Raw genomic sequence first — 18,006 nt, 5'->3', positions numbered from 1 at the left:
GAGGGGCGCGGCTAACGCCAGGATGAGCCGCGCATTACAATCCTGTCATCCTGCCGGGGGCTGTTCGCGACGGCGCAGGACGCTGTGGTAGAGCGCAGGCAAGACCAGCAGTGTCAGGGCAGTGGAGGACAGGATGCCGCCGATCACCACGGTCGCTAGCGGGCGTTGTACCTCCGCCCCGGTGCCGGTGGCCAAGGCCATGGGAATGAAGCCCAACGAGGCCACCAGCGCAGTCATCAGCACCGGCCGCAGGCGGACCAGCGCGCCCTCGCGCACGGCGATATCCAGCGGCTTGCCCTCCTCCAGCAGGCCACGGATGAAGGAGACCATCACCAAGCCATTGAGCACTGCGACGCCCGACAGTGCGATGAAGCCCACACCGGCCGAGATCGACAAGGGAATGTCCCGCAACCACAACGCCAATACCCCGCCCGTCAAGGCGAAGGGAATGCCGGTAAAGACCACGAGGCCGTCGCGCAGATTGCCGAACATCATGAACAGCAGCACGAACACCAGCAGCAAGGCCACCGGCACCACGAGTTGCAGGCGGGCGGCGGCGGCCTGCAACTGCTCGAATTGGCCGCCCCAACTGGTCCAGTAGCCTGCGGGAATTCGCACCTGGTCCGTGATGGCGGCAGTGGCATCCGCCACGAAGCTACCCAGGTCCCGATCGCGCACATTGGCACTGACGATCACCAGGCGCTTGCCGTCTTCTCGGCTGATCTGATTCGGCCCCAGCACCGTTTCCAGGCGCGCCACATCGGCCAGGGGAATGAACTCGACGCGGCCTTCCACCGCTGGCAATGGAATGGGCAACCGCGCCAGCACCGCCGGATCGCTGCGCAGGGTTTCCGGGAGGCGGATCATCAGATCGAAGCGGCGATCGCCCTCGAAGAGCGTGCCGGCCTTGCGTCCGCCGAGCGCCGTGGCAATCACATCCTGGATGTCGCCGACATTGAGGCCGTAGCGTGCGGCTCGCTCACGATCGATCTGCACACTCAGCAGCGGCAGCCCACTGGTCTGCTCCACCTTCACCTCGGCAGCGCCGGTGACCTTCTGCAACACCCTGGCGATGTCCGCAGCGGTCTTGTTCAGCACCGCCATGTCATCGCCGAAGACCTTGACCGCCACATCGCTGCGCACCCCGGAAATCAACTCGTTGAACCTCAGCTGGATCGGTTGCGACAGCTCGTAATTGCTACCGGGTACACGCGCAGCCGCTGCTTCCAGCTCAGCCATCAGCTGCTCGCGAGACTTGCCTGGATCAGGCCACTGCGCCTGCGGCTTGAGCATCACATAGCTGTCGGAGATGTTCGGCGGCATCGGATCCGCGGCGATCTCGGCGGTGCCGGTCCTCGCGAATACCCGCTCCACCTCGGGTACCTGATCCAGGATGGAGCGCTCCAGGCGTTGCTGCATATCCACCGATTGCCCCAGGCCGGTACCGGGCACCCTTAGCGCCTGCAGCGCGAAATCACCCTCGCTCAAGCTGGGTACGAATTCACTGCCCAGGCGCAGCGCCAGCAGCACCGTCAGCACCACGCTCAGGCCAGCGCCGGCGAACACCAGTGGCCGCCGGCGCATGGCTGCATCCAGCGCGACGGCATAGCCGCGCCGCGCCGCGCTCATCAGTCGATTGTCCTTTTCCTGCACGCGACCCGTGACGAACAGCGCCACGGCCGCAGGGACGAAGGTGATGGACAGCAGCATGGCGCCCACCAAGGCGATCACCACGGTAAAGGCCATGGGATGGAACATCTTGCCTTCCACACCCGTCAGGGCGAACACCGGCAGATAGACCACCATGATGATCAGCTGCCCGAAGATGAGGGGTCTCCGCGCCTCGCGGGCGGCGGCGAACACTTCCTGGAAGCGCTCCCGGCGATCGAGCGCCCGACCGTGCCGTTCCTGGGCATGAGCCAGCCGGCGAATGGCATTCTCCACGATCACCACGGCGCCATCGACGATGATGCCGAAGTCGAGCGCACCCAGACTCATCAAGTTGGCGCTGACCCGATTCGCAGCCATGCCGCTGAAGGTGAAGAGCATCGACAGCGGGATCACCAGCGCGGTGATCAGCGCCGCGCGCAGATTGCCGAGGAAGACGAAGAGCACGGCGATGACCAGCAGCGCACCCTCCACAAGATTCTTGCGTACCGTAGCGATCGCCTTGTCCACTAGCGTGGTGCGGTCGTACACGGCGACCGCCTGCACGCCTTCCGGCAGGTTGCGGTTGATCTGCGCCAGGCGCTCGGCCACTGCCAGGGCCACCTCGCGGCTGTTCTCACCCACCCGCATGAAGACGGTGCCAAGCACCGCCTCTTCGCCATTTTCGGTAGCTGCTCCGGAGCGTGACTCCTGCCCGACCCCGACCGTGGCCACATCCCGGATCCGTACCGGAGTACCGTCCACGGTAGCGAGCACGATGGTGGCGATATCCTCGACGGAGGCGAGCTGCCCCGGTACCCGAATCACCAGCTGCTCCCCGGCGCGCTCGATGAAACCGGCGCCGACATTGGCGTTGTTCCGCTCGAGCGCCATCGCCAATTGCTCTAGGGTGATGCGATAGCCTGCCAGCCGTTTGGGATCGGGCGCGATCTGATACTCCTTGGCATAGCCGCCAATGGTGTTGACTTCCGCCACCCCGGGCACGGTGCGCAACTGGGGTTTGACGATCCAGTCCTGGATCTCCCGCAGATCGGTGAGCGTATAGGCTTCGCCGTCAGCGCGGCGCGCCTGGGGCGCGGCCTTCACCGTCCAGAGGAAGATTTCCCCAAGCCCCGTGGACAGCGGACCCAGGTTGACCTCCACACCCTCTGGCAGGGCTTCGCGCGCACCCTGGAGGCGCTCGCTCACCTGCTGGCGAGCGAAGTACAGATCCGTCCCATCGGCGAAAATGACGCTGATCTGGGCAAAGCCCGAACGCGACAACGAACGGGTCCGGTCCAGTCCCGGCAGGCCGGCCATGGCTGTTTCCAGCGGATAGGTGACCCGCTGCTCGACCTCCAGCGGCGAGGCGCCCGGTACTTCTGCATTGATCTGCACCTGGACGTTGGTGATGTCCGGCACCGCATCGATGGGCAGGTGGCGATAGCTGTAGATCCCGAGTGCAGCGATGCCGAGCGTGGCAAGCAGCACCAACCAGCGCTGCTCAATGGCGAAGCGAAGAATACGTTCGAACATGATGCGCCCTTAGTGGGAGTGCTCGGCCGAGCCCTTGCCCAGTTCCGACTTGAGAATGAAGCTGCCGCGGTCGGCCACTACCTGGCCGGCGCTCAAGCCCTGACGAATCTCTGTGCGCTCACCGTCCCGGACCCCGGTGACCACGGGTGTCGCCTGAAAGCCGTCTGCCGTCCGGACGAACACCACGGTGCGATCCTCCACGACATGCACGGCGCCATTGGGCACGCCAAGTACCTTGGCCTGTCGCTCGTCATCGAGCCGCACCGTAACGAACAGACCCGGGCGCCAGGCGCCCGCCGGATTGGCTAGGGTGACGCGCGCGGTCGCCGCCCGGGTCTGTTCGCCCAGCAGATTGCCAACATGCGCCACGGTGCCCTCGGTGCGGCTATCCAGCTCACCCGCGAGTACCTCCACCTTTCGGCCAACGGTGACTCGATCGAGGTCACGCGCAGGAACGGCGAACGTGGCCCAGACGCGGGACAGGTCGGTGAGCGTGAAGAGGTTGCTGGCTTCGTCCACCCGCTCACCCAGGACCAGGTGCTTCTCCACCACCACGCCGTCGAAGGGCGCGCGCAGCTGGTAGCGACTGCCGCCCTGAGCGGAGGCTGCTCCACCCAAGGCCTGTGCTTTTTGACGGGCGTTGCGTACAGCAATCTCGGCTTCCTGCAGTGTCTGCCGCGCCTGCAGTAGATCCTGCTCGGCGCTGATCCGCTCCTGCCAGAGGTTCTGCTCGCGGGCATACAGGGTGCGCGCCAGTTGCAGCCGCTGCTGCGCGGTCGCCAGCTCGCTGCGCACCTCGGAAAGCTGCTCGCTGGCAATGACTGCTAGCACCTGTCCCTTGCGCACCCGGTCTCCAAGATTCGCCTTCACCTCCTCGACGACGCCGGGCGTACGGGACACCACGTGAGCGGTACGATCTTCATCGAAGCGAATCTCGCCCGGAAGACTCAAAGAGGCGCCAACGCTCACCGGCGTGACCACCTGGGTTTCGATGCCGGCTGCTCGAATCTGCTCTGCGCTCAGCTCGACTTCGCCTTCGGCATGCGTCTCTTCGCCGTCGCCATGGGCGCCCTCGTTCGCGTCATGGCCGTCTTTGCCTTCGTCCAGATCAGGGCGAGGCTGGGTCGCCTCAGCCTTGGCATCTGCCGATTTCGTTAGGGGGGCAGCGGGTTCGGGGTGGTCGTGACCGGTACCCGCCTGAATGGTACTGAATGGCAGCCCACCGCCAATTACTGCAATCAGCAGCGGCCGCAGCAGTCTCGGCCTGAATGAAGTCATGGTCATGCAAGAACTCCGCACCCGATTTATTACCGGGATCTGTAGCGTCATGGGGAGGTGAAGAGCGGGCCGTGGAGGCGTTCGAGGCGGGCCCAGGCATTGATCTGCGCACGTTGAGAGAGCAGGTACTGCCCCCTAGCGGCAATGAGGGCGCGCTGGGCTTCCAGCACATCCAGCTGGGCAAAACGTCCCAGCGAGAAGCCGCGAGTTAGGTCATCGACCGTACGCTGGCCCGCCGGCAAAACCCGGTTGCGCAAGTCGTCGACGTCAGCTGATGCACTACGCCAGTCGCGCAGTGCCTGCAGGGTTTCGGCCTGGATCTGCAGCTCGGTCGCTCGCTGTAGATCCCGGGCCTGGTCAGCGCGACTGGACGCGGCGAGCAGGTTGCCCTGGTTGCGATCGAAGAGCGGTAGCGGGAGCGAGAAGCCCACCAGATTGACCCGCTCCCCCTCGAGCTCGTCGTATTGGCTGCCCAGGCTCACCCGCACGTCCGGATAGCGCTGGCTGCGCTGCAGATCGACGTCGGCATCCCCGGCGGCTACCTGCCGCCGCGCCTTGAGCATCGCCGGTGTCTGGCGGATCGCCTGCAGCAGTAGGGCTTCGCCGGGAGGTGCGGGCAGACGATCCAGGTCACCGACCGGCTCACCGAGCTCTGTCACGGAGACACCCAATTGGCGGGCAAGACTCACCCGCGCGTTGTCACGCTGCTGCAGTGCGCGTCTCAGCTCCAGCCGCTGGGTGACCTGTTCTACCTCCGCGCGGGTACCCGATACCGGTGAAATCTTGCCCGCTCGAATTTGCGCCCCTGAGCTGTCCAGGCTGCGCTGTGCCAGTGCCTGCGATTGCTCGGCGAGCCGCACCCCTTCAGCGGCCAGTAACAACTCGTAAAAACTCTGGATGACGTCCGCCCGGAGGGCATAGCGTCGCGCCTCGAGGTCCGCATTGACCACGCCAGCGTTGGCCTCGGCCACCGCCACCCGGGCGGCGCGCTTGCCACCCAGTTCAAAGGGCTGGGTGAGCGTGAGACTGCGCGTCTGACTGGCAGAGCGCGTGTCCTCGACCTCGAAGGCGAGTTCCGGGTTGGGCAGGAGGCCTGCCTGCTGCCGTGCACCTGCGGCCGCGGCGGTCTCCTGGCGGGCCGCCAGGTAGTCGGGATTGTCGCGCAGGGCCTGGGCCAGCGCCTGCTCCAGGGTCAGCGATGAGGCCTGGACCGGTCCGCCGGCGAGCAGCAGACCTAGCCCCAGCGCCAGACCCATCAGGCGCCATGGGGCGGGATATCGACATGGAAGGGATAACGGCACTGCAGCGACTCCTGTGCAGAAGGCGCGACGTTCGAAGAGATCGTCGCGTGATAGCGGAGCCGACTCTAGGGAGCGCCACCTATCGCTCCGGTGACGCCAACATTACAAAGCTGTAAGGAAGTTGCCGCCGTCCAGGTATACCGGCACGCTTGATCGCTTGACTCTCTAGCGGCTACAGGCTTCAGCCTCCGCAACATCCTCGACACGACTGATACAGACGATGCGCTTACTGATAGTGGAAGACGAAGCCCGCGCCGCGGATTATCTGCAGCAAGGCCTCACGGAGAATGGCTATGTGGTTGATCGCGCCGCGACCGGGATTGATGGTCTGCATCTGGCTCTGCAGCAGGATTACGACCTGATCCTGCTGGACATTAATCTGCCGACTATGGACGGTCTGGAGGTCCTGGAATTGCTGCGGCGACGCAAGCAGACCCGCGTGATGCTCCTAACGGGCCAGAGCCGAACCAGCGAGCGCGTCCGAGGACTGGACGCCGGCGCTGACGACTATCTGACCAAGCCGTTCGAGTTTCCGGAGTTGCTCGCCCGCATCCGCGCGTTGCTCAGACGCGGCGAAACGCGAGTGGTCAGTGATACCCTGCACCTGGCCGATCTTGAGCTGCATCCCTTTCGCCATCGTGCGTTTCGCGGGGACCAGCGCATCGACTTGACCAGCAAGGAATTCGCGCTGCTTCACCTGCTCATGCAACGCCAGGGCGAAGTGCTCTCCCGCACCGAGATCATCTCGCGCGTTTGGGACATGAATTTCGACTGTGACACCAATGTGGTGGAAGTCGCCGTTCGACGCTTGCGGATGAAGGTCGATGAGCCCTTCGGGGAGGCGCTTATCCATACAGTACGAGGCGTTGGCTACGTGATGGAGCGCCGTTCATGAGACCCATGAGCCTCGCCCTGCGCCTGGGGATGATCGTCACGAGCGTGGGCTTGCTGCTGGCTATCATCTTGGTCGTTATGGTGTACAGCGTTCTAGAGCGGGAGCTTGATAAGCGTGCTGTTGACCAGCTGCAAGCCAAATTAGGGCAGATCCAGCACAGCCTGGAAGAGCGTCCTGCAAATCCTACCAAAGCGCCTTGGCAGCACGTACTAGCTGACGCTCTGCTCGGCCACGATGAGCTGTCGGTCACCGTGCTTTCGGCGGAAGAGGACACACCCCTGTATGGGCTTGGCTCCCATGCCTATGCCGATGAGCTACGGCCGGGCCGTTGGCCAGACGCCCAGACGTTGGCCTGGCATTCTGATGACGGCCACGATCTATTAACTATCCGGACTAGCCTGACCATCCCATCGCTGCCTCCACTACAGCTACTGCTCAGCCAGGACCGCAGCAGTGATAGATTTTTGTTGGATGCTTTCCTACGTGCAGCCTTGATAAGTCTGCCGATTCTGCTACTGCTGATTGGCGCCGCGGCGTGGTGGACGGGTTATCAGGGCCTTGCGCCGTTACGCCACTTCCGCCGTACTGCCCGTGCGATTACTACCCGGCAGCTGACATTGCGAGTGGATGACACCAATCTGCCTGCAGAAGTAGCTGATCTAGCCATCGCGCTGAACACGATGTTGGAGCGCCTCAATACGGGCGTGCAGCAACTAGACCGCTTTGCAGACGACGTTGCCCATGAATTGCGCGCCCCGCTCGGGATCCTCATAGGTCGAACGCAGATGGTACTTAGCCGGAAGCGTGACGAGGCCACGTATCAAAAGGCCTTGGAGGACTCCCTAGACGAACTGGACCGCTTGAGCCGTATTGTCGCGGACATGCTCCTCCTCGCGCGTCTGGACAGCCACGAACCGCTAACCTCACTGAGCCAAGTGGCCGTCGAGCAAGAGACACTTAAGGTCTGTAGCCTGTTTGAGGCTTATGCCGAAGCGCGCGAAATAGAGCTAGTAGTCAAAGGACAGCTTCAAGTCGAGGGCGACAAGTTGATGATCCAGCGTGCGCTATCGAACCTGCTATCAAACGCTATTCGCCACGCTTATCCAAGAACGGCTGTGATAGTAGAGCTTGGCGCGCAAGAGGAAGGTGGTGGATGGGCAGCTGTGATAAACCAAGGATCTCCCATAGATCCGGATGAGTTATCGAATGTCTTCAATCGCTTTTACCGGGCTGGCGATCAACCTACAGGCGGCAGTGGATTAGGGTTGGCGATCGTCCGCGCGATTATGATTTCTCACCGGGGCCTGGTGCAGGCCGAATCTCATAATGGAATGACGCGCTTCACGCTGACATTTCCTCCAGCAATTACGCCCGTAACCAACTTTGATGAACAAGGCGAAGCGGAAGCGCTTTGTTCCCCCACCAATAGATAGGTGTGAGCACGATGCTGGTCGATATGGCAGCGTAGACATGTCAATAACTAACCCGGAGCTGTTATAGACAGGGCTGCATATGCAGGACTTCCCGACCAGCGTCTTTCTGCAGACGAACTACAACGTCTTCCAATGCAGCAAGCAGCGCGAGGATACTCGGGCAACCTGTTTATTCGTTTTTACGCATATACGAATGTACACATACCCCTGCCCATGAAGCTGCTTATCTCGCCCGAAACGATCGAGGTGCTGAAGCAGACCTTACGGCCTGCCCGAAGGCTGGGTAACCCAGTAACTGCAGTTGTGATTGGCGCGAGGATTTGCCGTGGGACACCTTTCAAACCCTCCCGGTCATCAACGAGGAATGCCAGCTTATTGGCGCAGCAACCTTAGCCCGTTGCCCACTACCAAGAGGCTGGCTCCCATATCGGCGAATACGGCCATCCACATGGTTGCTTGCCCAGTGAAGGTCAGCAGCAAAAAAGCGGCTTTTAGGCCAAGTGCAAGCACGATGTTTTGCAAGAGCACCTGAGCGGTGGCGCGAGAGAGCTTCACAAAGGTTGGAATCTTGCGCAGATCATCGTCCATGAGGGCCACGTCTGCTGTCTCGATGGCCGTGTCGGTGCCCGCAGCCCCCATCGCAAAGCCAATGTCGGCGCGTGCCAATGCCGGGGCATCGTTGATACCGTCTCCTACCATGCCGACCTTACTGGACTGGGCAAGCTGTTCGACTTCGCGCAGCTTGTCGGCCGGTAGCAGGTTACCTTGGGCGCGATCTATTCCGGCCTGAGCAGCAATCGCTTGGGCGGTATGTGGATTATCGCCCGTCAGGATCACGGTCTGGATACCCAGCGCATGCAGCTCGGCTATCGCATTGCGGCTGCTGTCCTTGATGGTGTCGGCGACAGCGAAGATCGCCAGTACATCGTCAGCCCCTACCAGCATCACCACGGTCTTGCCCTCGCTTTCGAGCGCCGTGATGCGCTGTTTCAGGTCCGAGGAGCACCCCCTCAATTCGTCGACCATTCGATGGTTTCCAAGATGATAGGTCTGTCCATCGATCACACCGCGTACGCCCTGGCCAGGCAGCGCGGCAAACTCCCCGACCTCTCGCAGCACCACACCGTCGCCAACGGCGGCTTTCGCGATGGCTTTGGATACCGGATGGTCAGAGCGGCTAGCGAGACTCGCTGCAATGCTGCGACTGCTATCGGTCAAGGCGCTGTTCAAGGAGATAGCGTCGGTCTGCTCGGGTTTGCCGTGGGTGAGCGTGCCGGTCTTGTCCAAGGCTAGCCACCGCAGCTTGCGACCATCCTCCAGATAAACGCCACCCTTGATGAGGATGCCTTGGCGTGCTGCGGCAGCCAGTCCGCTGACGATGGTGACCGGAGTGGAAATGACCAAGGCGCAGGGGCAGGCCACCACCAGCAGAATCAGGGCCCGATAGAGCCAATCCATCCAAGCTGCGCCCAGAAGCAGGGGAGGTAGTACCGCCACGGCAATTGCTAGCACGAAAACGGCAGGCGTATACCAGCGGGCGAATTGATCGACGAAGCGCTGGGTTGGAGCGCGGCTGCCTTGCGCCTCTTCCACCATTTGGATGATGCGTGCCAAGGTGGAGTTGCCGGCCACCGCCGTGACGCGATATTCGAAGGATCCAGACTCGTTGATAGTGCCGGCATAGACCGGATCGCCGGGGGCCTTTTCAACGGGAAGGCTTTCCCCAGTGATCGGCGCTTGGCTCACGGTGGAGCCGCCCTCTAGCAGCACACCATCGAGCGCGATGCGCTCGCCCGGCCGCACCCGCACCCGGCTACCGATAGCGACCTGCTTGGCCTCCACATCGAGCCAAGTACCGTCAGGCTGCTGCACCGTGGCTTGTTCGGGGGCTAGATCGAGTAGGTCCCGGATGGCATTGCGGGCACGATCCAGCGATTTGGCCTCAATGACCTCGGCGAGGGCGAATAACACCATCACCATCGCCGCTTCCGGCCAATGGCCGATCAACATGGCCCCGGTGACGGCAATCGACATTAGGGCGTTCATGTTGAGATTGCGGTTCTTAAGCGCTATCCAGCCCTTTTTGTAAGTGGACAACCCACCCAGGGAGATGGCAATCAACGCCAGTACCAGGACCGACCAATGATTGCCACCTAGATACCAGTACATGCCCTCAGCGGCTATTGCAGCAGCAAGAGAGAAGCCGAGCGGCAGCCACGGCGTCGAGTCGCTATAGGCCCTTGATGGTGGAGTGCGATAATTCTGGGTGTCCAGCTCCTGAGCTTCGAAGCCTAGCGACTGGATCGCATCGAGTACCTTGGCTAGCGCGCTGGCGGTATGACGCACAGTCAATGTGCGCTGCATCAGATTGAAGTCCAGATCAACTACACCAGGAAGAAGGGTGAGCTTTTTCCGAATCAGGGTCTCTTCGGTAGGGCAATCCATCTGGGCTATGCCAAGACGGGTAATCTGCGTGCTCGGGTCGTCTCCCTGACGCACCGCCTGCATACCGACCGCTGACAAGGCTTCTTCCAATGGGGTCAGCGAAGGCAGATTGTGCCGTACGATCAGCGTGCGCTTCATCAGGTTGAATTCCAAGCCGACAACGCCGGACAAGCCCCCCAGCTTGCGCCGAATGAGCGCTTCCTCTGTGGGGCAGTCCATATTCTGAATAAGGTAGTGAGCTTCCCTAGCCTCGGCCAGGGCGCTGGCCGTCGGTTCGGGCGTAAGAAGAGGGCCTGACGCAGCCGAGCTGCAACCGCACCCCTTTGATCCGCAATCGCTCATGTCAGCCCCCACTTTCACCGTTGAATGGGGAGCATTACAATCCCTATAGTTACTATAGAGTCAAGCACTCAAGGCGGCCGAAGTGGACATGAGGATTGGGGAGCTAGCCCGGCTCACAGGATGCGAAGTTGTGACCATCCGCTACTTCGAGAAGGAAGGGCTGTTGTCGGAGCCAGCACGTAGCGCCGGGAATTACCGGTTGTACAGCAAGGCACACCTTGAGCAATTGCAGTTCGTTCTGCACTGCCGCACGCTGGACATGACGCATGCCGAGATTCGTGCCCTGCAGGGCCTGCGCGAAAACCCAAGGCAGGACTGTAGCGAGGTCAACGCGCTGCTGGATTCCCATCTCCAGCAGGTGGAGGCGCGGATCGTGGCATTACTGCAGCTAAAGCAGCACATGACTGCCTTACGTGAAAGGTGCGGTGGAGCGCGCCCCATCGAGTCCTGCGGTATTCTGCAAGGGCTAGCGGATTGTTCTTTCCATACCCCAGGGCCTATTAGGACTAGTGAGCCTTGAGCCCACATTGGATATATCCGAACTCTGCAGGGAGACACTGAGCAGCAGCATGAGCACCCATTTCAGCTTTCTACTCTGAAGCCCCGTATCCCAACGCTCTGTGCATACCTATTGAGCGCGTCGAGCGACCGAAACACTCTCACCAATTCGCGCCGGGAGCGGAGAGGAAAATGTCGGCTTTCTTTGCTGTAGCGTACCTGTAGCTGCCATCCATGCCCCTCAGGGCCTGGAGTAGCACGCACATCCCAAGCGGCCCCGGCTGCAACTAGGGCGGCCAGGCCCTCAGCGCTAATCGACTGACGCATGACGGTTGCGCTTTGGGACGCAACTGGTGATTGCTGGGCTGGCCGCGCGTTCTGGAGATCAGCCCTGATACGCCGGTGTCCCGGTAACGCTGCACAAGGCAGTGAACCTGCCGTGTTGTCAGCTGCAGCCGCTGGGCAGCGCGGGTAGGCGTGATAAAACCCTCGGTCACCGCCTGGATGACCTTGAGACGATCTACTTCGCGTAGGCTCATCGTGATCCGCTCGTGGGCTGACATCCTGATCGCTCCGTATCGCTAGCAAAGCCGGTAGGCTAGCGACCACAGGTGATCGGGACATTTCTATTTGGCTGGATCGCGACATTACTACTTGGCCGTAACACGCCGTTTCAAGGCTCAGTACAGATGTCGTTGCGCCGGCCAAGTAGAAATGTCAAAACAAGAGGTCAGTCGAACAGACCTGGACTCAGTTTCTGCCGTTGCGCTGGGCTAGCTTGGTTAGCGCCCAGCGATCATTCCATTCGCTCGGGGCTAGATAGAGCGCTGATTGACCCTGGCCGATAAAGCGTCCGCGCTTTCTTTTCGCTCCGAGTAGCGATCAACGAGGTAATCCTCACGGCCACGAACCAGCAAAGTAAACTTCACCAATTCCTCCATCACATCGACCACACGGTCGTAATACGCGGAAGGCTTCATTCGGTCCGCGTCGTCGAACTCTAGATAAGCCTTCGGCACAGACGACTGATTCGGGATGGTCAGCATGCGCATCCACCGCCCGAGAATCCGCATCTGGTTCACCGTGTTGAACGACTGAGAGCCACCGGAAACCTGCATGACGGCGAGTGTCTTGCCCTGCGTGGGCCGTACGGCGCCCAGGGTCAGGGGAATCCAGTCGATTTGCGCCTTGAGTACCGCAGACATGGCGCCGTGACGTTCCGGCGAACACCACACCTGCCCCTCTGACCAGAGCACCAGGTCGCGCAGCTCTTGCACCTTGGGGTGGTCGACCGGTGCGTCATCGGGGAGTGGTAGCCCGAATGGATCAAAGATCACGGTCTCGGCGCCCATGAGCTGGAGCAGACGTGCGGCCTCTTGCGTCAGCAGGCGGCTGAATGAACGCTCCCTGTTCGACCCATAGAGTAGAAGGATTCGTGGCTTGGTATCAGAGGTGTCTGAAAGCCCCAACCTGTTTGTGCTGGGCAGATCCAGCAGCGACAAATCGAGGGCCGGCAAGGTCTCGGCAGATTCCATCTCTAAATCGCTCATCACAGTGCTCCGATCCGATCCAGCGCCTGCTTCAGCTCCGCGCCCTGAAGCGCTACTAGATCCAGCGCGAAGAATGCTGCGAATCGCCTTTTGATGTGCTCAACAGTTGCGTCGAAAGCGGCCTGGATAGCCTCATCGCTGCCTTCTACATCGGAGGGGTCAGATAGTCCCCAGTGGCTCTTAATGGCTGGGCCAAAATACACCGGGCAAGGTTCACCGCCAGCCTTGTCACATACGGTGATGACGATATCGGGGGGAGTGTCGGCGAACACCTCAGATCCCTTGCTGTACAGGCCCGACGTGTCGATGCCCAAGCCTTGCAAAGTGCTTACCGCTCGTGGATTGAGTTTGCCACTCGGGAAGCTTCCCGAACTGATAGCCGTAAAGCCGGCCGGCGCCATCTGGTTGAACAACCCTTCGGAAAGAACGCTGCGGCAGCTATTGGCCGTACACATGAACAGGATCTTCATAAGGTGACTCCTAAGCAGTGATGCTCAAACGCACGGCAAGGGCTGCCAGCGTCGTGAGCAGAATGGGAAAGGTGAGGACACAGCCAACCTTGAAGTAGTAACCCCAGGTAATGCGGATGTTTTTCTGAGCCAAGACATGCAACCACAGCAGCGTTGCCAGACTGCCAATAGGCGTGATCTTCGGGCCCAGGTCGCAGCCAATGACGTTGGCGTACACCATGGCTTCATGCACCAGTCCGGTCACGCCACTGCCCTGGATCGACAAAGCGCCGATCAGCACGCTGGGCATGTTGTTCATGACAGAGGACAGCAGCGCAGCGGTGAAGCCGGTGCCCAACGTGGCAGCCCACAGGCCATGATCGGCAAAGGTGGCAAGCAACGAGCTGAGCCCCTCCGTCAGCCCGGCATTTTTCAACCCATAGATCACTAGGTACATGCCAAGTGAGAACAGCACGACCTGCCAGGGCGCATTTAGCAACACCTTACGTGTCGAGATCACATGACCCTTCGTTGCAATGATCAGCAGCACTAACGCACAGGCGGCGGCAACAGCGCTGATAGGAATGCCAAGCGGCTCAAGAGCGAACAAGCCGACCAGTAGGAGCAACAGCCCCCACCAGCCAGCAATAAACGTAGGGCGATCCCTGATCGCCTGCTCTGGTCGGCGTAGCACCTCCGGTGAATACGAAGGTGGCACCTCTTTTCGATAGAACCACCAGAGCATCCCCAGGGTCGCCACTACGCTTACCAGATTCACCGGCCACATGATCGAGGCGTATCGAGCGAACCCTATGTCGAAGAAATCCGCGGAGACGATGTTCACCAGGTTTGAGACAACCAGGGGCAGGCTGGCCGTGTCGGCAATGAACCCAGCGGCCATAACGAAAGCCAGGGTTGCTGCCGGACTGAAGCGCAGCGCAGTCAGCATCGCGATGACGATGGGGGTCAGAATCAAGGCTGCGCCATCGTTGGCAAATAGCGCTGAGACGGCTGCCCCGAGGAGCACCATGAGCACAAACAGGCGCGCACCGCTGCCCTGGCCCCAGCGAGCCACGTGAAGTGCAGCCCACTCGAAAAAGCCCGCCTCATCCAGCAGAAGGCTGATGATGATGACCGCGATGAACGTCGCGGTGGCGTTCCACACGATGTGCCAGACCAATGGAATGTCGCTGAGCATAACCACACCCGTCAGCAAGGCGAGTATCGCTCCAGCCGACGCGCTCCAGCCCACGCCAAGCCCGCGAGGTTGCCAGATCACCAGCACCAGCGTGATGAGAAAAATTGAAATTGCCAACAGCATGTCAGGTCTCCGAAGTCACTTAGCAACAGGAAACCCGGCGTACCGGACGACCTTCCATCGAAGCAAGGCGGCCCTGATCTTCGCCAAGCCAAGAGCGGTTCGCCTCGAGCGTTGCCTGGAGCACTTCCATTGCCCATTGAGGCAGCTCGGGATGAATGCGGTAATAGATCCACTGACCTTGACGGCGATCCTCCAGCAAACCGCAGACGCGGAGTTGAGCCAGGTGGCGAGAGACCTTCGGCTGGCTATCGTCGAGCGCCCAAATCAATTCGCAAACGCATAGCTCGCCCTCAGCGGCGAGCATGAGCATGATCCGGGCTCGGGTTTCGTCACCGAGGCATTTGAAAAAGGTGTGCGGCTGAAGGTACATGGGCAGCCTTTATATCTGTGATTTCGAATATTCGAATTTACAGATGTATTCGAGCCTTTGGAAGGTGCTTATCCGGCCGAAGTGACCGCGAATGCAAAGGCAGGTCTCCCCGGTCGCTCCCTGGGTTGGCAGCCGAGTCCCCTAGTTCTCCACCCTATACCTGCGTATTCCAACACTTTGCGCGTACCGGTTGAGCGCATTCAATGACCGAAACACCCTCACCAATTCGCGCCGGGAGCGGAGAGGAAAATGTCGGCTTTCTTTGCTGTAGCGCACCTGTAGCTGCCATCCGTGCCCTTCAGGGCCTGGACTAGCACGCACATCCCAAGCGGCCCCGGCTGCAACCAGGGCGGCCAGGCCCTCAGCGCTAATCGACTGACGCATGACGGTTACGCTTTGGTAGTGGGCTTTTGTGAAGAGCAGCTAGGAGGTCCTCTGGCATCAACTCTTTTGCTTTTTTCTTCGCCGGCTCTGAGCGTTGGGCTTTAGTAGGCCTTGGATTGCCAGGTACCGAATGAGAGCGCCGATTGTCGCGCTGCTCTTGCATCAGTTGCGCCACTTGCAAGACGTGCCCCAGCCGTTTGTTCTCGACGATAGCGCCTTGGTTGACCTCAGGCAGCTGATCGAGAATGCCGTAAGGCAAGGCAGCGCCTTCCGATCGCACCTCGATCCGGCCGTCCGGGTAGTGATAGATCTCTACGTAGCGGCCAGCCAATGCTCGGGTTTGCGGCGTATCGTGCAGAACATAGAGGCGCTTGTCGTATTGCAGCGTTAGGCTTTTCGACACTCGACGCGGCTCTCGCCACGTCAAGACTAGAGTCAGGTCCTCGTCGTCACGTACTGCGCGGTGGGCATCGAAATCAGAGCGGGCCGGTTTGGCGAAGCGCCGGTTGTAATCAGCCATGAACAACGGCAGATAGGCGTTCGCCGCCTCGACAGTGCTGAGATTTCGTAGTCGCAGCTCCTTGACCAGGCGATCCTGCAGGGTGAGATGGGCACGCTCGACGCGCCCCTTGGCCTGGCTGGAGTTGGCGCAGAAAGTATCGATGTTCAGCTCGAACATGGCCCGAGCGAAATGCGTGTGACCAGCACCGCCCTGGGCATCCTTGCTATTGACCCGGAACACGCTGGCCTTGTCGCTGTAGAGGGCGACAGGCTTGCCATGGTGTTCCAGATAGGCACGGGTGGCCTGGAAGTAGCTGAAGGTCGATTCGCTACGGGTGAACGCCAGGTGCATCAGGCGACTGGTGGCGTCGTCGATGTAGACCAAGAGGGTGCACGCCGGCGCACGATCCTCGAACCAGCGATGATCGCTGCCATCAATCTGGATCAGCTCGCCGAGGCAAGCTCGGCGATTACGTGGCTGGTACACCTTAGGCGGTCGTGCCCGACGCGGCGTCCACAAGCCGGCATCCATCATGATGCGCCGAACCGTTTCCTTGGCTAGACGCAAGCCGTGGCACTCGGCCAGTTTCTCGGCAGCAAGCGTGGGACCGAAATCCTGGTAATGCGTGCGGATCAGGGTGACGGCGCGCCGCTCAAGGCCGGGACGCAACTGGTGATTGCTGGGCTGGCCGCGCTTTCTAGAGATCAGCCCTGATACGCCGGTGTCCCGGTAACGCTGCACCAGGCGGTGAACCTGCCGTGTTGTCAGCTGCAGGCGCTGGGCAGCGCGTGTGGGCGTAAGGAAACCCTCGGTCACCGCCTGGATGACCTTGAGGCGATCGACTTCGCGTAGGCTCATCGTGATCCGCTCGTAGGCTGACATCCTGATCGCTCCGCATCGGCTGCAAAGCCGCTAGGCTAGCTGCCATACGTGATCGGGACATTTCTATCTGGCTGGATCGCGACATTACTATTTGGCCGTAACACCGCCGACTTCCGATAAGTAGCCGTTACGTGAAATCAGGCCCTACACATGAGGCCGCCCCGGCGGCCTTTTTTGGGGGCCCTGGATGCCACAACCCCCGATACTGGATGGCTAGACCCCAGGGATTGGCCGAGGGCGAACCCAACTTGTGCTGCCAGGAGTGGCAACCGGCGCCTGCGCGGCTTGCATCGAGCCGCAGCCGGTACCGAGTTGCATTTTTCAAATTCTCGATAGCGTGCAACGGATCTCTCACAACTCTCGAGGCATTCGGAACATGGCTACCCAGAAACACTTCGACGCTGCAGCCGAGCGGCTGCTTGGCGAAACGGTCTACCAGGGCCTGCTCGCGTCCGGTTATTCGCGGCCGGACTTCTGCCGCGAAATCGCGCAGCTGGCGTTCATCGGTCATCTACCCGACTCGGCAAGCAAACAGGACGATCTCGTGCTGATCCGCCAGGTCGCTGAGCGGCTGTGGAAAGGCGCCGGCGATACTGGATTGGACGAGTAGGGGGCCTGGTAATGGACGACATCAAGAAAGCAGAGAGAAAGCGCTTCGAGGCGGCCACCCAGCAGGCGGACTGGAACGCGGTGGTGCAGGGCAACCCCACCAACACGGTGCCGGTCTGGATCTATTCGGTGAATCCGGAGCACGGCGCCCGGTTGGTCACACAGCTCTCGGTCGAGGGCTACCGCGCCGCGTGTCAGCGTGGTGGGCTGCCATTGCCCAAGGGCATCCAAGCGTGGGACGTGCTGCAATACGCCTTGACCAACTACGAGGCGGCCAAGGATCACGCGGCGCGCCTGGCGCTGCACGAAGAGCTCGCGGGCGCCCTGCTGAACTATGCCAGCCACACCAAGACCTGGGGCATGCTTCCCCCGGTAGGCCAGGTGCAGGGCATCCACGTGATGATCGGTGACTGGAACACCCGCAAGGCCGGCCGCGTGTTCAAGCCGGCAGCGGTCGTGGGGCGTGAGCTGCTCAGCCGTCCGGACGTCGTCGCCCTCCTCGACCAACTGATCGCGGCCCATACCGCGAAGCATCCGGGCGAAGGCCCGATCCGGGCCCGCTAG

15 protein-coding genes are annotated in these 18,006 nt (G+C 61.2%); 5 read left to right on the top strand and 10 right to left on the bottom strand.

The window, feature by feature from the left end; translation table 11 throughout:
* Positions 1–45: 45 nt before the first annotated feature.
* Genes ACWPW1_RS21205 through ACWPW1_RS21195 form a run of 3 tightly spaced genes read right to left on the bottom strand, consistent with a single transcriptional unit; the run spans position 46 to position 5,717 of the window.
* Positions 46–3,183, bottom strand: coding sequence for an efflux RND transporter permease subunit (locus tag ACWPW1_RS21205; protein ID WP_007162515.1), 3,138 nt, complete (start codon positions 3,181–3,183; stop codon positions 46–48).
* Between the two features lie 9 nt (positions 3,184–3,192).
* Positions 3,193–4,461: an efflux RND transporter periplasmic adaptor subunit gene (locus tag ACWPW1_RS21200; protein ID WP_371099833.1), complete on the bottom strand. Its 1,269-nt coding sequence runs from the start codon at positions 4,459–4,461 to the stop codon at positions 3,193–3,195.
* 47 nt (positions 4,462–4,508) lie between these two features.
* Positions 4,509–5,717, bottom strand: a complete 1,209-nt coding sequence (locus ACWPW1_RS21195) for a TolC family protein (RefSeq protein ID WP_007162512.1) — start codon at positions 5,715–5,717, stop codon at positions 4,509–4,511.
* Positions 5,718–5,982: 265 nt separating this feature from the next.
* Here ACWPW1_RS21195 and ACWPW1_RS21190 point away from each other — a divergent pair, with 265 nt between their 5' ends.
* A complete protein-coding gene (locus tag ACWPW1_RS21190; protein WP_007162511.1) occupies positions 5,983–6,657 on the top strand; it encodes a heavy metal response regulator transcription factor in 675 nt (224 codons plus the stop codon).
* Positions 6,658–6,662: 5 nt separating this feature from the next.
* Positions 6,663–8,090, top strand: a complete 1,428-nt coding sequence (locus ACWPW1_RS21185; protein ID WP_169887035.1) for a heavy metal sensor histidine kinase — start codon at positions 6,663–6,665, stop codon at positions 8,088–8,090.
* A gap of 372 nt (positions 8,091–8,462) precedes the next feature.
* On the opposite strand, the gene ACWPW1_RS21180 is transcribed toward ACWPW1_RS21185, so the two are convergent.
* Positions 8,463–10,673: a heavy metal translocating P-type ATPase gene (locus ACWPW1_RS21180; protein ID WP_425326784.1), complete on the bottom strand. Its 2,211-nt coding sequence runs from the start codon at positions 10,671–10,673 to the stop codon at positions 8,463–8,465.
* Between the two features lie 292 nt (positions 10,674–10,965).
* On the opposite strand from ACWPW1_RS21180, the gene cadR reads away from it, so the two are divergent.
* Positions 10,966–11,397, top strand: a complete 432-nt coding sequence (gene cadR, locus ACWPW1_RS21175) for a Cd(II)/Pb(II)-responsive transcriptional regulator (RefSeq protein WP_186354194.1) — start codon at positions 10,966–10,968, stop codon at positions 11,395–11,397.
* A 265-nt stretch (positions 11,398–11,662) separates the two neighbouring features.
* Here cadR and ACWPW1_RS21170 read toward each other — a convergent pair whose 3' ends face one another.
* The 6 genes from ACWPW1_RS21170 to ACWPW1_RS21145 form a co-directional block, all read right to left on the bottom strand.
* Complete coding sequence (locus ACWPW1_RS21170; RefSeq protein WP_231893101.1) at positions 11,663–11,914, bottom strand: helix-turn-helix domain-containing protein; 252 nt, start codon at positions 11,912–11,914, stop codon at positions 11,663–11,665.
* A 276-nt stretch (positions 11,915–12,190) separates the two neighbouring features.
* Positions 12,191–12,910 (bottom strand): arsenical resistance protein ArsH, encoded by a 720-nt coding sequence (gene arsH, locus ACWPW1_RS21165; protein WP_371913904.1) that lies wholly within the window; start codon positions 12,908–12,910, stop codon positions 12,191–12,193.
* 14 nt (positions 12,911–12,924) lie between these two features.
* Positions 12,925–13,395, bottom strand: a complete 471-nt coding sequence (locus ACWPW1_RS21160) for an arsenate reductase ArsC (RefSeq protein ID WP_007162506.1) — start codon at positions 13,393–13,395, stop codon at positions 12,925–12,927.
* 10 nt (positions 13,396–13,405) lie between these two features.
* Positions 13,406–14,695, bottom strand: a complete 1,290-nt coding sequence (locus tag ACWPW1_RS21155) for an arsenic transporter (protein WP_093257413.1) — start codon at positions 14,693–14,695, stop codon at positions 13,406–13,408.
* Between the two features lie 19 nt (positions 14,696–14,714).
* Positions 14,715–15,065, bottom strand: coding sequence for a metalloregulator ArsR/SmtB family transcription factor (locus ACWPW1_RS21150; RefSeq protein WP_007162504.1), 351 nt, complete (start codon positions 15,063–15,065; stop codon positions 14,715–14,717).
* Between the two features lie 367 nt (positions 15,066–15,432).
* Complete coding sequence (locus ACWPW1_RS21145) at positions 15,433–16,833, bottom strand: ISNCY family transposase (protein ID WP_007162503.1); 1,401 nt, start codon at positions 16,831–16,833, stop codon at positions 15,433–15,435.
* A gap of 376 nt (positions 16,834–17,209) precedes the next feature.
* Here ACWPW1_RS21145 and ACWPW1_RS21140 point away from each other — a divergent pair, with 376 nt between their 5' ends.
* Positions 17,210–17,443 (top strand): hypothetical protein, encoded by a 234-nt coding sequence (locus ACWPW1_RS21140; RefSeq protein WP_093257416.1) that lies wholly within the window; start codon positions 17,210–17,212, stop codon positions 17,441–17,443.
* Positions 17,444–17,454: 11 nt separating this feature from the next.
* Entirely contained in the window at positions 17,455–18,006 is a 552-nt protein-coding gene (locus ACWPW1_RS21135; RefSeq protein WP_007162501.1) for a hypothetical protein, read from the top strand.

This window comes from Pseudomonas sp. Marseille-Q7302 (assembly GCF_965111925.1).
This window is presented reverse-complemented; position numbering and strand designations above follow the sequence as displayed.